Raw genomic sequence first — 14,552 nt, forward strand, 5'->3', positions numbered from 1 at the left:
CGGCCGGGAATTGGCCATCTCTGTACGCGTCCGAGCCCGCAGAGGAGAAAGGCTATGAACACTTACGAATTCCAGACCGCGATGCCGGTCAGAACCGCCACAGCCAATTCCCATGGGATGGCTCGCGCGAAAGCCGCCGCTCTGCGAGCGGCCGAGACGCTCTCCGGAACGGCCAGGGATGCTCTACTGGCCTATGCGATGACTGGCAGCGCTGTGGCGAGCATCGTCATGATCGCCGCGCCCCACCTTGAGGTGCTGCTGCGGTGCATTTTCCATGGACGTGGATAGGAGGGCGGCCGTGGTCGCCGAAGGAGAACTTAGAATGCCGCGACCTAATCACCATGGGCCGACTCTCCCGCGCGCTGTCTCCGGCGAGTTGCCGGGCCAGATCGTTTTGGTGCTGCAGGGCGGCGGTGCACTGGGATCCTACCAGGCCGGCGTGTATCAGGCGCTGCAGGAGGCCGCGATCGAGCCGGACTGGATCATCGGGACCTCTATCGGCGCCATCAACGCGGGTCTCATCGCCGGAAACGAGCCGCAGCATCGACTTGAGCGACTGCACGCATTCTGGAGCCGTTTACAGCGCGAGCCGCATTGGAGCTTTCAGGGCCCGTTCCTTGGACTCGACAGGCGCTGGTCACAGTGGAGCACGTTGACCCAGGGCATTCCCGGCTTTTTCACGCCGAACCCGCTTGCTCATGTCGGGGACGCCTTTCCACTCGGCGCCGACCACGCCGGCTACTACTCGACGGCACCGCTCGAACGCACTCTTGCCGAGCTGGTGAACTTCGATCTGATCAATCGGGGAAGCCTGCGCCTGACTGTCGGCGCGGCGCACGTGCGAAGCAGCCAGATGCGCTATTTCGACACCCGCAATGGTAGGCTCGACGTCAGGCATATCATGGCTTCGGGGGCTCTTCCGCCTGCCTTTCCGCCTGTGCGCATCGACGGCGAACTCTATTGGGACGGCGGCGTTCTCTCCAATACGCCCACCGAGGTGGTGTTCGATGATAATCCGAGGCGGGACTCGGTGATCTTCTCGGTCCATCTGTGGAATCCGGAAGGAGCCGAGCCGACGACGATGGCCGATGTCCTCAACCGTCACAAGGACGTCCAGTATTCGAGCCGCATCGCAAGCCAGATCACCCGTCATCAGCAGACGCATCGCTTGCGTCACGTCATCAACGACCTCGCCTCGCGGCTACCTGAAAGCGAGCGCAACAAGCTGGAGGTCAGGGAATTGCTGGACTGTGGCTGTCAAACCCGCATGCACGTGGTCCAACTGCTCGCGCCGCAGTTGGACCACGAGGACCACACCAAGGACATCGATTTCAGCCAGGCCGGAATCAGGCAGCGTTGGGAAGCAGGCTACGCGCACACGAAGGCGGTGCTCGCGCGCAAGCCGTGGATGGGCCAGTTCGATCCGCTGTCGGGTGTCATCCTTCATGAAGCCAAGGACCTGATGGCGCTCGCCGCTGAATGAGCGGCCGCGAGCCGTCACGCGCTTGCGGCCACTCCCAACTGGTACAGCCGGCCGGTCGCATCCAGGTCCTCAACGCGCCATTCGCCGCCGACGCCGGCGATCATCCATCTGAGCAATGCCCAGAGATCGGCGTCGACCTCGGGATCGTTCAACGGTTCCAGCGCATCGGGCAGGGCGTAGATTTCGATCCCGTCGGGGAAAGGTTCGCCGCTGCGGCCGATGAAGACGAGCGCGTAGAGCATTCCCGAGGGCGCTCGCACGTAGCCGGGGCGCGACAGCGCGTTCGTGCCTAGGGAGAACTGCTTGACGAAGAACTCCCGGAATTCCGGGTAGTGTCCCACGCGATCTTCCGCGAACACGAACGCTCTTCTCTTGCCTTCGATCGCCGGATTTTCGACGACTTGGATCGCTGTCATGGCAATATCCCCTCGATGCGGTCGAGAAATCGGTTGATCTTGCCGGCGATCTCCTCGCCGGAATCCTCCTGGAGAAAGTGCCGGCCCGTCACCAGCTCGGGTCCTTCGGCGTGCGGCAAGAGCTCCTTGAAGCGGGTCGCGAACGTCTTGTGGTCGAAAACCTCGTCTTCCCGCCCCCAGACCAGCAGCGTTGGGAGTTTCGACTTTCTCAGTTCGCGCTCAAGCCATTCGAAGCGGGCCAAACCCCGAGCGCTTTCATCGAGCGGGATCCAGCGCGGCCAGGTCCACGTGAGCAGACGCGATCCCGGATCCGGCAAGATGTCCTCGTAGACGCTCTGGGCCTCCGCCCGGAACTTCTTGCGGTCGACGACGGAAAGGTACATCCCCCGACCTGCAAGCGCGTTGTGGCGCCCGAGAAGATAGGGACCGACGAGGGGTGCATGCATCATGCGCCATGGAAAAATCCGCTTGTGGAATTCGGCTGGAGGCAGCGGCCAAGCCCACGTGCTCATGATCACCAGAGCGCGCACGCGGTCCGGATTTGACAGGGCAAACCCGAGGCCGGTAGGTCCGCCCCAATCATGACAGACCATGGTCGCGTTGTGCACATCGAGCTGTCGCAAGAGGCCGGTCAGGTTGGCGATGTGGCCATCGAGCGTATGGGCTTGTTCGCGGACGGGCTTCTCGGATAGCCCGAAGCCGATCATGTCCGGAACGATCACGCGCCTTCCTGCCTCAGTCAGAGGCTTGATGAATTTCCGGTACAGAAAGCCCCAGGCTGGGTTGCCGTGCAGGAGAACGACCGGATCACCGGTGCCCTCGTCGACGTAGTGCATGCGCCAGCCGTTGACTTGCTTGAATTTCGATTCGTAGGGCCACTGATCGTGCGCGAACAGCCGCGCTCCTCCCGACGCCTCCATCCTTTTCCTCCCTATCCAAAGAAGATCACGGCCTGGCCGTTTAGGCCCGGCAGCCTGACCACCGGGCCCAGAGATTTGCCCGTCGCGAAATCGAACGCGGCGACTTCGTCCTGGGCCACGCAATACAGCTTCCCGTCCGATTCAAAGCGTAGGCCGCGCGGCTTCCTGAACCCAAGCCCGCGATCCGGAGCAAGGACGCGAACAAGACGGCCGTTGGATCGATCATATTCGCGGATGGTCGTCACTGCGTTCGGATCTCCAAAGGGTTGTTCACTGCTGACGACCACGTTTCCGTTTGGCGCGATCGCGAGGTCGAGCGGGCTGAGATCCGGATCTCGGACCTTCCAGGAAGCGTTGACCGTCCACTCCTGACCGAACGCCAGAATGGTGTTGTCACCTTCGCCGCCCGGACCGATGCCAGATGCGAGAAAGAGAGTGCCGTCCTGTCCGAAGGCAAATCCGCGGGGGAAGGGGACCACTGCGGTTGGAAGCACAGCTTCGCCAGATCCATCGAGCGTCGGCGCAAACGCCATGATCGTCCGCGCAGCGCGCAATCCGACATAGTACCGGCCATCGGGTCCGAAATTGCCGCCGCCTGGGTTCAGCCCAGGTATCACGCCGGTCTCGCGCACCACACGCGCCTTGCCATCGAGCGCCAGAATCTGGTCCGATCCACTGTTGAGGAAGAGCAATGAGCCTTCGACGCCGAGTCCGCGCGGGTCGATGATCCGGGCGTCTTCACTGAATGGACCGAGCAGTTTGCCGTCGGCATCGAACGCCAAGAGCTTGCCGTAACCTAAGCCGTTCGCGCCCGAGGCGCTCGTCACAAGAAGGACCATGGAAGGCTCCTGCGGTTATCCTCAAGTAATCATCTCGAGGGCCAAAGCGATCCCTTGCCCGCCGCCGATGCACATCGTGACGACACCCTTCTTGAGGCCATCCCGACGCATCGAATGAAGGAGACGGGTCGTCAGTACGGCGCCGGTTGCGCCGATCGGATGCCCGTGCGCGATGGCGCCACCCTCCACGTTCACGATCTCAGGCGGCAGCTTGAGTTCCTGCATGACCGCGAGCGCTATTGCGGCGAAAGCTTCATTGATCTCGATGCGCTCGACATCCTGATTGGTCCAGCCGGCGCGCGCCAGCGCCTGTCTTACGGCAGGGATCGGGCCCAGGCCGAACATACCCGGCTCCACGGCAGCGATCCCATACGACACCAGCCGGGCAATTGGCGTCAGACCGCGTTTGGCGGCCCAATCCTCTTCCGTCAGCACCATCGCCGCTGCGGCGGTGTTCAAACCGGGGGCATTTCCGGCGGTGATCGTGCCGCCATCGCGGAAAGCCGGCTTCAGTTTGGCCAGTGCCTCGATCGTCGCGTCCGGGCGATTATGTTCGTCGACCTGGAACGTGCTCGCACCCTTTCGCGTGCGAATCTGAACGGGCACGATCTCGCCCTCGAATTTGCCCGCGCTCTGCGCGGCGGAAAAGCGCGTGTGCGAACGCAGGGCCCATTCGTCTTGCTTTGCGCGACTGATCTGGAACTTTGTGGCCAGGTCTTCGGTGTGCCAGCCCGAATGCGCGTCCGAGAAGGCATCGTTGAGGCCGTCGCGCAACACGCTGTCGTAGAGGGTCCCGTCCCCCAAGCGGTGGCCCCATCGGCCGCGCGCGACCAGGTACGGAGCGGCGTCCATGTTCTCCATGCCGCCGGCGATCGCTGCATCCACCGAACCCATCAGGATTTCATGTGCCGCGGAAACAATTGCCTGCGCGCCGGAGCCGCAGACGCGATTCACGGTCATGGCTGGAACTTGGACCGGAAGTCCCCCATGGATCGCAGCTTGGCGGGCGGGATTCATTTTGTTGCCGGCCTGCACCGTGTTTCCCATCACAACAGTGCCGATCTCGTCAGGCCGCAGGTTGGACCGCTGAAGAGCAGCATTGATGGCCGCCGCGCCCAGTTCGACGGTCGGAATATCCTTCAGGGTACCGCCAAATGTTCCGATGGCCGTTCGGACCGGTTCAACAATCACTACCGAGTGCTTCGATGTCATGAGAAAAGGCCTCCGCCCAGATGACGTGCAGGAAACGCACATGGCTAACTGGCGTGCGATGGAGGATTACGGCAGAGCGGTCCTCGCAATAATGCTTATTCTTGCGCGGAATGATGCCATCAAGTTAGAATACCAGGGTACTCGTCGGCGACGAAGGCATCGACCGTTTTTGACGGATCTCCTCCGTTCATCTGATGTCGGCATGCCGACGCAAGGTGCGAACGCGCTCATGAACGATCGAACGCCACGGTCGCAGAATATCGTTTCGTTTGGCCCCTTCAGTCTGTCTGCAAATGAGAGGCTGCTGAGGAAGAATGACCAATCAATCCCCCTTGGGGGGCGTGCCCTCGATGTCCTGATCGCCCTGACGGAGCGGGCTGGAGAGGTCGTCACGAACAAGGAATTGATCGAGCGCGTTTGGCAAGACTTGAACGTGGAGGAAGCCAATCTCCGGGTCCACATCTCCACTATCCGAAAGGCGCTCGGCGACGGCCAAGGCGTGCCCGCTATATTTCCAGTGTTGCCGGTCGGGGATATTGCTTCGTTGCGCCAACTAGGCACTCGTCGGAGGGTGGCGCCTCGCCGCCTGCGGCCACTGATGATGAGGGGCTCAAGAAGCTGCCGCGACGGCTATCGCGGATGGTCGGCCGCGAAGATGCCGTCATGAAGCTGGCGGCGCAGCTTATGCGACGGCGCTTCGTCAGCATCGTGGGGCCCGGGGGAATAGGTAAGACTACGGTCGCCGTGGCGGTAGCGCATGAGCTGTTCACTGGATTCGAAGGCGCCGTAGTCTTTGTCGATCTCGGCGTATTGACTAATTCCAAGCTCGTTTCGGCAGCGGTGGCATCGACGCTCGGATTCATGGCGCGAGCCAGCGATCCGCTTGGAAGTATCATCGCTTTTCTCGGTGACAAGAAGCTACTTCTGATCCTCGACAGCTGCGAGCACGTGATCGATGCCGTGGCCACGCTGGCCGAGCGCGTCGTCGACGAGGCGCCTCAGACTCACGTCTTGACGACCAGTCGCGAAGCACTTCGGGTACGGGGCGAGCATGTTCACCTGCTGTATTCCCTTGAGGGGCCTCCCGAGGACGACAGCCTGACGGCTGCTGAATCACTGGCGTATCCAGCCGCCGAACTTTTCATGGAGCGCGCTGTCGCCAGCGGCCATTCGCCTGACTTGACGGATGCCGACGCACGGACCATCGCGAGAATTTGTCGTAAGCTTGATGGCATCGCGCTCGCGATAGAGCTCGTTGCAAGCCGCGCAGGTCCTCTCGGGATTCGGGGGACGGCCGAGTTGCTTGACAGTCGTTTTGGGCTGCTTTGGCAAGGCCGCCGTACGGCATTGCCGCGCCACGAAACGCTCAATGCCATGCTCGATTGGAGTTACAATCTCCTCTCCGACCAAGAGAAGGTGGTCCTAAGTCGCCTATCGGTTTTCGTCGGAGACTTTTCGCTTCCAGCCGCCTGTTTTGTCGCGTCCGGGGACGAAGACGACGCACAGTCTGCCGGCGTGATGCTCGATCTTGTCGAGAAATCGTTGGTGTCGGCGAGGGCCATCGGCTCCGCGACGTACTATCGACTCCTCGACATCACGCGCGCGTATGCGAGCAGCAAGCTCGTTAGGCGTGGCGAAATGGATACCATCGCGCGGCGGCACGCGATGTTCTTCTCCAGATTCCTTCAGAACGCGATCATCCCAGACCCGCGGTTTGGCGACTCCGATCTTTCTGCATTCAGTCTTCACGTCGGCAACGCGCGGGCCGCGCTCGAATGGGCGCTGTCGGAGCACGGAGATGTCGCCATCGCGATTCCGCTCGCCGCCTCGGCGACGCCGCTCTTTATGGGCTTGTCGCTATCTGGCGAATGCAGACGCTGGTCTGAGCGGGCGGTCGCAATCCTCGATGATGCTAACCGTGGCACTCGGCGAGAAATGATCCTTCAGGAGGCACTAGCTGTATCTGTAATGGATACTGGTACTGGAGGCGACAACGGTCTGATTCGTAGTGCCTTTGAGCGCGCCCTCACGGTTGCGGAGGCTCTTGGCGATCAGCCGCATCAACTGCAACTTCTCGCCGGTCTGAATCTGTTTTCCAATCGGCTCGGCGACCTACGCAACTCGCGAGCGGCCGCTGAGCGCGGGGCCGCAATCGCTTTGGCGTTGTCCGACCCTGCCGGCGCTATGTGGGCGGAGTGGATGCTGGGAATCTCTCATTCGTTCGAGGGGAACCAGGCCGAGGCGCAGCTACGTTTTGAGCGGGGTTTCTCGCTGGCGGCCGACCACGTCGGAATCAGGCCGAACTACTTCGGCTACGATCACCATATTCGAGCTCTTCTCGCGTTTTCCCGCACGCTTTGGCTGCGTGGTTTCTCGGACAGAGCGGTCGATGCTGCGCAGAAGGCCATCGACGAAGCAGTTCTGAGAGACCATTCGGTGTCGCTGTGTATAGCGCTGATCTACACGTCTTCGTTGTTTCTCTGGATCGGCGATCTGCCGAGAGCGCGAGGTCTGATCGAGCGGCTCATCTCTTGCGCCGGCCGGTACTCGCTCGAATCTTTTCGTGCCGCTGGTTTCGCTATGAACGGCAAACTGGCAATCGCTAGTGACGACACCGGAACAGGTATCCCGTTGCTGCAGGATGCGTTGAAGACCATAGAGGAATCCTTCTGCCTTCTTGTGCCGAGTGTGACCGGAGCATTGGCGGAGGGATTGTGGAAGGCCAAGCAATTGGAAAAGGCGCTGTTCACCGTCGATGGTGCCATCACTCATGCCAAGAGCCACGGAGTGAAACTCGACTTGCCGGACCTGTTGCGCATCAAATCCTTGGTTTCCCTCGCCAGAAACGAGCGCAAAACGGCTGTAGATTGCTTGAACGAGGCGATCGAGATCGCGCGTTCGCAATCGGCGCTCGCCTGGGAGCTGAGATCGGCTATTGTCTTGGCTCGCCTCCATGCTGAAGCGGGGAAAAGGGATCTAGCCCGTCGAGATATTGCTGCTGTCTATGACCGCTTCACGGAAGGGTTTCAAACTGCGGACCTGAAGCTGGCGCGATCGCTTCGCGAGAATTTGCAAGCCTGACTGCAGGCCGCGACGGGGCTCTCGGCTGTCCTTCGCCACACGCGCTGATGGCTTCGACGAGCGATTTACAGCGCTTAACACTACACTATGAGCCACAGCTCGCCGACCGTGCGCGAGGGAGGATTACGGCAGAGCGGTTTCCTCGCAATAAACGCCTATTCCCGCACGGAATATGCGACTAAGGTGCTTGCGCTAGTGCGGGACGGGTCATCATTGGCCACGCTACTCTTTGTTCCTATTGCGCCTTCGGAACCCCGTGGAGGTGTGCTCGCACCGGAGATGCAGCCAACCCGGCTGGCCCAGAGTGGGCATGGGCAGTAGAATGAAGTGGGTTCTACGCGGGCGGTTTTCCCGCAGAGATCCGCGATGGCAAGGCAACAGCGCGGAATGCTCGTATGAACGGTCTTCGCAATGTTCAGCCCGGGGACGTGCTTTCCTTTGGCCCGTTCAGTCTGTTTCTGGCCGGCAGGATTCTCAAGAGGGCTGCTGAAACAGTACCACTGGGAGGGCGCGCGCTCGATGTCCTGATCGCCTTGACGGAGCGGGCTGGCGAGGTCGTCGGCTACGCCGAGCTGATTTCCATAGCGTGGCCGAATGTTACGGTGGACGAGTCGAATCTCCGTGTTCAGATTGCCACCCTCCGGAAAGCGCTGAGCGACGGAGAGCGCGGCGCTCGTTACATTACCAATGTTACGGGTCGCGGCTATTGTTTCGTCGCGCCCGTTTCGCGCTCGACCGGACGGCTGACTGTCGCGGACGGAAATTCGGACGGCGAGCAGCTCAGGAAACTGCCGCCGCGATTGGAGCGGATGGTCGGTCGAGAAGAAGCTGTTCGAGCGGTATCAGAGCAGCTTGCTGCGGGACGCTTTGTGAGCATCGTCGGTCCGGGCGGCATAGGCAAGACCACGGTCGCTATTTCGGTTGCGCATGCATTGGTGAACGGCTTCAGCGGCGCCGTCTCCTTTGTCGATCTAGGTTTATTGACAAATCCCAGGCTAGTTCCAACGGCAGTCGCCTCAGCGCTCGGTTTCATGATCCAGGCTCATGATCCATTCAGGAGCCTTCTAGCCTTCATAGGCGACAAGAAGATTCTCCTGATCCTCGACAACTGTGAGCACGTGATCGATTCGGCAGCAGAGTTGGCCGAACGCGTCGTCAGCGAGGCGCCGCAAGCGCATATCCTTGCGACCAGCCGGGAGGCGCTCCGTGTCGAGGGCGAACGCGTCCACTTTCTCTATTCACTTGGTTGTCCGCCCGGGCACGCCGATCTCACCGCCGCGGAAGTTCTGAGATATCCGGCCGCTCAGCTCTTTATGGAGCGAGCTGCAGCTAGTGGCCACGAAGCAGGTCTGAGCGACATTGAAGCACCGATTGTCGCCATGATCTGTCGTCGACTTGATGGGATCGCGCTCGCGATCGAACTCGCCGCCAGTCGTGCCGGGTCTCTCGGGATTCGTGGAATCGCGGAGCTGCTCGATAATCGCTTCAGCCTGCTCTGGCACGGGCGAAGAACCGCGCTGCCCAGACATCAGACCCTGAACGCCATGCTTGATTGGAGTTATAATCTGCTGCCCGAACCGGAGAGGGCGGTTCTAAGCAGGCTCTCGGTATTCGTGGGCGATTTCACGGTCGAGGCAGCCCGCTCTGTCGCGTTCGAAACCGAGATCGAGGAGGCGAGCACTACAGATGTTCTCGACAGCTTACTCGCGAAGTCGCTGATATCCACGAGCTGGATATCCGATGCGACATACTATCGATTGCTCGACACGACGCGCGCATACGCGAGAGAAAAGCTCGCTGATCGAGGGGAAGAAGCTCGCGTCGCTCGTCGTCATGCAGAGTTCTATTCCGCCCTTCTCCGAAGCGACGACATCATCCGCTCAAGGATCGGCAAACATGATCTGTCAAAATACACTCCGCACATAGGAAACGTGCGTGCGGCCCTGGAGTGGGCATTGTCGGATCGTGACGATCCCGCCTTCGGAGCGGCTCTTGTCGCGCAATCGGCGCCTCTGTTGCTGGGCCTGTCTCTGCTGGAAGAGTGCAGGCGCTTTTGCGAAGGCGCTCTGGCGGCTCTCGATGATGCCGGCAACTCTACCAGAACGGAGATGATCCTCCAGGAATCGCTGGCGCTCGCGTCGATGTACACGCGCGGAAATGACCGCAAGGTTCGCGCGGCAATCGAGCGCGGGCTCGCGCTTGCCGAAGCGCTCGAGGACAGGTCGCGCCAATTGCAGCTCCTGGCGAGCTTGAATTTGCTTCTCGTCCGACAAGGTGATCTTCGCGGCGCCAGGGCGGCTGTCGAACAAGGAAGAAGTGTAGCACAAGCGATATCGGACCCCGCCGGCCTTATCTGGGCCGATTGGATGATGGGCGTCTCCCATTACTTGAGTGGAGATCAGATCGCGGCTCAGTTTCACCTCGAGCAAGGAATGTCGGTGGCGGCCGAAAGCGGCTCGCACCTCGCCAACTACTTCGGGAGTGTTAATCGCATAGGAGCCATGGTGGCTCTCGCGCGAGTCTTGTGGCTGCGCGGGTTTCCCGATCGCGCCACGACAATGGCGCAAGATGCAATCGATGAAATGAACCGCGGCCGAAACCATCCCGTATCCGTTTGCACGTCCCTTCTCTATGGCGGTTCGGTCGTTTTTTGGACCGGGAATCTCACGACGGCTTGGGATTTGGTTGAACGATTGATAGCTTTCGCTGGACGACACTCCTTAGGACCCTATCGGGCGGCGGGTATCGGATTGAAGGGAGAACTGCAGATCGCGAGACATGAGGTGCCGGCAGGCATAGAGTCGTTGAGGGCAGCTTTAGAGCTTATGCAAATCGAACAATACAATGTGATTCGTACCACCCTCATGGGTGCGCTTGCAGACGGGCTTCGAAAGGTCGGGCGGTTGAGAGAAGCGCTCGCAATGGTCGATGACGCGCTTGCCCGCTCGACCGATACGGGTGCCGAATTTGATGTGCCAGAACTGCTGCGAATCAAGGCACAAATCCTCGCGGCGCAAGAGGACCATAAGGCCGCTAGGAGTTGTTTGAAGGACTCGATTGCCAAGGCGCAGGCACAACATGCGCTCAGCCTTGAACTCAGGTCGGCAATGACTCTTGCCGGCCTGTTACGGCGCGAAGGCAAACTTGCCGAAGCTCGCCGATGCCTGGCAAGCGTATTCGAACGTTTCAAGGAAGGTTTTGGGACTGCGGATCTCAGGATGGCGCGTGGGCTCCTTGAAGAACTGGGCCCATAGTTTCAGACAAGCTGGGCGCACAGCTTGTCTGGGGCGACTATTCCAGGCCGCAAGATGAACTCGTCATACAAGTGATCACGCCGCCCAATCCCGGCGATTTCTAACGGCTGGCGTCCCCGTCCGAGCCGGCCGGGCATATCCACGTTTAACAATCTCTTAGAACGTTTAATTCCCCTTCGCTGGAGGGGCGTGCCACGCTTTGCAAGCAATGGGTTCTTTTTCTGACTCCGGCTGCGAGATGAAACCCGTATGTGCGAAGCACTGTAGCGAGAACAGCTATGACCGGTCGACGTTCTACGGCTGCGACGGGCAGGGTTATGTCGATTATCCGACATACGACGAGATGGCACCGTCAGCAATCTAAATTTCCGGATCGAAGTTGTGGCGCGCGCTCGGGGCGGGTCCCGATCGGTTGGTAAGTCCAGCATTCGCTCCTGCTGATTTAACGATCTTTTACATCATACAATGAGCCAGGAGCGAGAAGATGGGGCAATTTGCCGAGCGCCCCAATTCGCAATCCACATGAGTCCAGGTTCGTCGACTAACGGTCCAGTTTCCCTTCCACCCCTGATAGCAGCCTTCGTCGAGGCCACGAACGACTTCGACTTGGATCGGCTGATGGGTACGTTTTCAGACGACGCGCTTGTCAACGATCAACTGCGCGACTACTGGGGCAAAGCGGCCATCAGGAACTGGGCAGAGCGGGACATTATCGGCGAAAGACTCACCATCACTGTCACGAAAGTCGTCAGCCACCACGGCAATTTCGTTGTCACCGCCAATGTCGACGGAAATTTTGACAAGCGCGGTTTGCCGGATCCTTTGGTCTTGGCTTTTTATTTCACGTCGCACGATGAACTCATCGTCCAACTGATCATTCTGCGCAATCGTCGCGATATCTGACGATCAGCTCGCCTGTAAAGGTCATCGCGGCGTCTCCACGTTTAACAATCTCTTAGAACGTTTAACTCGCTTTCGTGGACGGATCGCGCCACGCTTGCGAGCAATCAGGTCTTTCTGGCTACTAGCCTGAGAGGGCACGTGGATGCGCGACGTGAGCGACCATATCGGCACGGAAGAACGTCACGGGAATTTCCGGGCAACGACCAGCGTGACGCGACAGGTATCATGGTGCATGACCGGTAGCGCTAGGCCGCGCAGCGTTGCGGATTTTGAGGCGGTGCTGCTCGCCATAGCTGGCCACGATCTTCGCCAGCCACTGCAGGTCATCCAAAGCGTCCACGAACTGCTTGGTCATGGAATGCGGACGCGCTCCGAACTGCGATGGTTGCGTTCCAGTCAAAGCGCGATTGACCGGCTCAAGGATCAACTGGAGCAGATCCTGACCGCGCTGCGCCTTCGAGAACGCAGCGGACGCCTGGAACTCACGCCGGTGCGGATCCAGCAAGTCTTGCGGCAGGCGTGCCGCGAGAACGAACATGCCGCGCTGAGCAAGGGAATAAGCATCCACTCGGTTTCCAATGACGCCACGGTACTCAGTGATGGCCTGCTTCTCGGCGCCGCCCTGCGCAATCTGGTGAGCAATGCGGTCCAATACACCCAATCGGGAGGTCGCATCCTTCTCGGCTGCAGGCGCTTCGGTTCGGAAATCCGGATCGACATGTACGACACGGGCGTTGGAATGGCCGACGATCAGATTCCGAGAATCTTCGAGGCGTTCACTCGGCTTGATGCCGAGCAAGGCAGGGGCCTCGGCATCGGTCTCCTCATCGTGCGGCAGGCGCTCGGAATTTTGGGGCATCGCTTCGGCGTCGCTTCCAGTCCCTGCCGCGGGTCTCGCTTTTCGATTTTCGTCATGCGATCCGAGGAGGGAGAGAACAAAGCTAGACACCGCGCAAGGAGAGAAACGGAGAGCACTAGGGAGGAGGTCTCGTGACCACTCCTGGGACCATGGCCGCCACCTCGTTTGCGCCCATTCCCCGTCGGAATGAATGATATCGCCGGCTCGCGCCTGCCGCTGCGTCGGGGAATGGGTGAGGGTGCGGTCCTACGTTTTGACCACAAGAAGGGAGAGAGAAATGATCAATGACTTTACACTTCTCGACACGAAAACCGCGCCGGCGGCTTCCGCCGAAATCCTCAATGGCGTTCAGAAGTCTTGGGGTTTCGTTCCCAACCTGCACCGCGTCCTCGCACAGAGCCCGGCAGCACTTGAGGCTTACAGCACCCTTTGGGGAATAGCTGAAAAGACGAGCTTCACGCCGCAAGAGCGCAACATCGTCTATCTCGCCATCATCTACGAAAACGAGTGCACTTATTGCATGGCCGGTCACACCAATCTGTCGCGAATGGCCAAGGTCGACAATGCGACCATCTCCGCCGTCCGCGAGAGCCGCCCTATCGCCGTCGCGAAGCTCGAGGCCTTGCGCCAGTTCGCAGCCAAGGTCACCCGGCAGCGCGGGGTCTTGAGCCAGGCAGACGTAGCTGCCTTCAAGGCCGCGGGCTACGACAATCAGTCGGTGCTTGACGTCCTCGTCCTCGCGGCGACCAAGCTGATCTCCAACTACACCAATCATCTCGCCGAGACCCCGAACGACTCGTTCATGAAGGGCGCCGAGTGGACTCCGCCCGGCAAGCTGAAACCCGCCGCCTAATCGGTATCAATGGCTGCCCTCGCTTTGCGGCGGGGCGGCCTGGTCCGACACTGAAATCGACTTCCCGCGGTCGCGTGAAGCGACTGCATGTCGACGCTCGACACAAGGAGTTACGACAATGAACGCGATTCTCAACTCGGCAATCAGTCCGTTCGTCCTGATCCTGCGCCGGTCCGGCCTGCTCGCCGAGGATCTCGACTACCATCTGGTTCGCGCATCGATGGTGATCATGTTTTTCTTCTTCGGTTACCAGAAGTGGTGGCCATATGAGGCAGAGCGGCTGGTGCCCTTCATCAGCAACGGTCCGCTGATCTGGTGGCTGTACCCCCTGTTCGGCCACCAGGGTGCAAGCTGGTTTCTCGGTGTTTCCGAATGGACGTTCGGCACCCTTCTACTTGCAGGGTTCTGGGACAAGCGGCTCGGTATTCTCGGCGCCGCCGGTTCGACCGCGACGTTCATCGCGACCGTCACGATTATTCCGTTCATGCCGGAGGGCTGGGATCCTGCGGCCGGATTTCCGGCAATGACCGGCAACGTCCCGTTCCTGATGAAGGACGTCGTGCTGCTCGCCGTCTCGTTCTATCTCCTGAAGCAGGACGTGGTGCGCGTCGCCCGACATGAGGCCGTGGCAAGCCGCGCGAAGGGCATGGGTCTCGTCCATTCCGGACAGGAATGAATGATATTGCCTCAGTGCGACTGCCCCGGCGCGGGCGGATACGCAAGTTTGTCGTG

The 14,552-nt window shown here is 60.3% G+C and carries 13 protein-coding genes; 9 read left to right on the top strand and 4 right to left on the bottom strand.

What is annotated here, in order from left to right; genetic code table 11:
• Window positions 1-54 precede the first annotated feature (54 nt).
• Both AC066Y_RS08355 and AC066Y_RS08360 read left to right on the top strand, forming a co-directional pair.
• Window positions 55-288, top strand: a complete 234-nt coding sequence (locus AC066Y_RS08355; RefSeq protein ID WP_478273456.1) for a hypothetical protein — start codon at window positions 55-57, stop codon at window positions 286-288.
• 34 nt (window positions 289-322) lie between these two features.
• Window positions 323-1,483, top strand: coding sequence for a patatin-like phospholipase family protein (locus tag AC066Y_RS08360; protein WP_478273457.1), 1,161 nt, complete (start codon window positions 323-325; stop codon window positions 1,481-1,483).
• A 14-nt stretch (window positions 1,484-1,497) separates the two neighbouring features.
• On the opposite strand, the gene AC066Y_RS08365 is transcribed toward AC066Y_RS08360, so the two are convergent.
• The 4 genes from AC066Y_RS08365 to AC066Y_RS08380 are packed head-to-tail and all read right to left on the bottom strand — an operon-like array spanning window position 1,498 to window position 4,870.
• Window positions 1,498-1,899 (bottom strand): hypothetical protein, encoded by a 402-nt coding sequence (locus AC066Y_RS08365; RefSeq protein WP_478273458.1) that lies wholly within the window; start codon window positions 1,897-1,899, stop codon window positions 1,498-1,500.
• A complete protein-coding gene (locus AC066Y_RS08370; protein ID WP_478273459.1) occupies window positions 1,896-2,819 on the bottom strand; it encodes an alpha/beta fold hydrolase in 924 nt (307 codons plus the stop codon). Before AC066Y_RS08370 ends, AC066Y_RS08365 begins: the two co-directional genes overlap by 4 nt.
• An 11-nt stretch (window positions 2,820-2,830) precedes the next feature.
• On the bottom strand, window positions 2,831-3,658 hold the full coding sequence (locus AC066Y_RS08375) for an NHL repeat-containing protein (RefSeq protein ID WP_478273460.1): 828 nt from the start codon (window positions 3,656-3,658) through the stop codon (window positions 2,831-2,833).
• A gap of 21 nt (window positions 3,659-3,679) precedes the next feature.
• Window positions 3,680-4,870, bottom strand: a complete 1,191-nt coding sequence (locus AC066Y_RS08380) for a thiolase family protein (protein ID WP_478273461.1) — start codon at window positions 4,868-4,870, stop codon at window positions 3,680-3,682.
• A gap of 229 nt (window positions 4,871-5,099) precedes the next feature.
• Between AC066Y_RS08380 and AC066Y_RS08385 the strand changes: the two genes are divergently transcribed.
• From AC066Y_RS08385 to AC066Y_RS08415, 7 genes are all read left to right on the top strand, one after another.
• Window positions 5,100-5,537 carry a winged helix-turn-helix domain-containing protein gene (locus AC066Y_RS08385; RefSeq protein WP_478273729.1) on the top strand — a complete coding sequence of 146 codons (438 nt, stop codon included), beginning with the start codon at window positions 5,100-5,102 and terminating at the stop codon, window positions 5,535-5,537.
• Window positions 5,534-7,951, top strand: a complete 2,418-nt coding sequence (locus tag AC066Y_RS08390) for an ATP-binding protein (protein WP_478273462.1) — start codon at window positions 5,534-5,536, stop codon at window positions 7,949-7,951. The genes AC066Y_RS08385 and AC066Y_RS08390 overlap by 4 nt, the downstream gene beginning before the upstream one ends.
• Before the next feature lie 395 nt (window positions 7,952-8,346).
• Window positions 8,347-11,205, top strand: coding sequence for an ATP-binding protein (locus AC066Y_RS08395; RefSeq protein WP_478273463.1), 2,859 nt, complete (start codon window positions 8,347-8,349; stop codon window positions 11,203-11,205).
• Between the two features lie 522 nt (window positions 11,206-11,727).
• The gene (locus AC066Y_RS08400) at window positions 11,728-12,108 is read left to right on the top strand and encodes a nuclear transport factor 2 family protein (RefSeq protein ID WP_478273464.1); all 381 of its coding nucleotides are present in this window, start codon (window positions 11,728-11,730) and stop codon (window positions 12,106-12,108) included.
• Between the two features lie 151 nt (window positions 12,109-12,259).
• Window positions 12,260-13,102 carry a sensor histidine kinase gene (locus tag AC066Y_RS08405; protein WP_478273465.1) on the top strand — a complete coding sequence of 281 codons (843 nt, stop codon included), beginning with the start codon at window positions 12,260-12,262 and terminating at the stop codon, window positions 13,100-13,102.
• Between the two features lie 142 nt (window positions 13,103-13,244).
• Window positions 13,245-13,820, top strand: a complete 576-nt coding sequence (locus AC066Y_RS08410; protein WP_478273466.1) for a carboxymuconolactone decarboxylase family protein — start codon at window positions 13,245-13,247, stop codon at window positions 13,818-13,820.
• A gap of 118 nt (window positions 13,821-13,938) precedes the next feature.
• On the top strand, window positions 13,939-14,496 hold the full coding sequence (locus AC066Y_RS08415) for a YkgB family protein (RefSeq protein ID WP_478273467.1): 558 nt from the start codon (window positions 13,939-13,941) through the stop codon (window positions 14,494-14,496).
• Window positions 14,497-14,552 lie beyond the last annotated feature (56 nt).

The organism is Bradyrhizobium sp. USDA3010 (assembly GCF_056429065.1).

What these genes read in the sequence shown, in the direction of transcription:
- AC066Y_RS08415 (WP_478273467.1), top strand. Translation starts at nt 13,939, where the DNA reads ATGAACGCGATTCTCAACTCGGCAATCAGTCCGTTCGTCCTGATCCTG.
- AC066Y_RS08355 (WP_478273456.1), top strand. Translation starts at nt 55, where the DNA reads ATGAACACTTACGAATTCCAGACCGCGATGCCGGTCAGAACCGCCACA.
- AC066Y_RS08395 (WP_478273463.1), top strand. Translation starts at nt 8,347, where the DNA reads ATGAACGGTCTTCGCAATGTTCAGCCCGGGGACGTGCTTTCCTTTGGC.
- AC066Y_RS08410 (WP_478273466.1), top strand. Translation starts at nt 13,245, where the DNA reads ATGATCAATGACTTTACACTTCTCGACACGAAAACCGCGCCGGCGGCT.
- AC066Y_RS08375 (WP_478273460.1), bottom strand. Translation starts at nt 3,658, where the DNA reads ATGGTCCTTCTTGTGACGAGCGCCTCGGGCGCGAACGGCTTAGGTTAC.
- AC066Y_RS08390 (WP_478273462.1), top strand. Translation starts at nt 5,534, where the DNA reads ATGAAGCTGGCGGCGCAGCTTATGCGACGGCGCTTCGTCAGCATCGTG.
- AC066Y_RS08400 (WP_478273464.1), top strand. Translation starts at nt 11,728, where the DNA reads ATGAGTCCAGGTTCGTCGACTAACGGTCCAGTTTCCCTTCCACCCCTG.
- AC066Y_RS08370 (WP_478273459.1), bottom strand. Translation starts at nt 2,819, where the DNA reads ATGGAGGCGTCGGGAGGAGCGCGGCTGTTCGCGCACGATCAGTGGCCC.
- AC066Y_RS08380 (WP_478273461.1), bottom strand. Translation starts at nt 4,870, where the DNA reads ATGACATCGAAGCACTCGGTAGTGATTGTTGAACCGGTCCGAACGGCC.
- AC066Y_RS08360 (WP_478273457.1), top strand. Translation starts at nt 323, where the DNA reads ATGCCGCGACCTAATCACCATGGGCCGACTCTCCCGCGCGCTGTCTCC.
- AC066Y_RS08385 (WP_478273729.1), top strand. Translation starts at nt 5,100, where the DNA reads ATGAACGATCGAACGCCACGGTCGCAGAATATCGTTTCGTTTGGCCCC.
- AC066Y_RS08365 (WP_478273458.1), bottom strand. Translation starts at nt 1,899, where the DNA reads ATGACAGCGATCCAAGTCGTCGAAAATCCGGCGATCGAAGGCAAGAGA.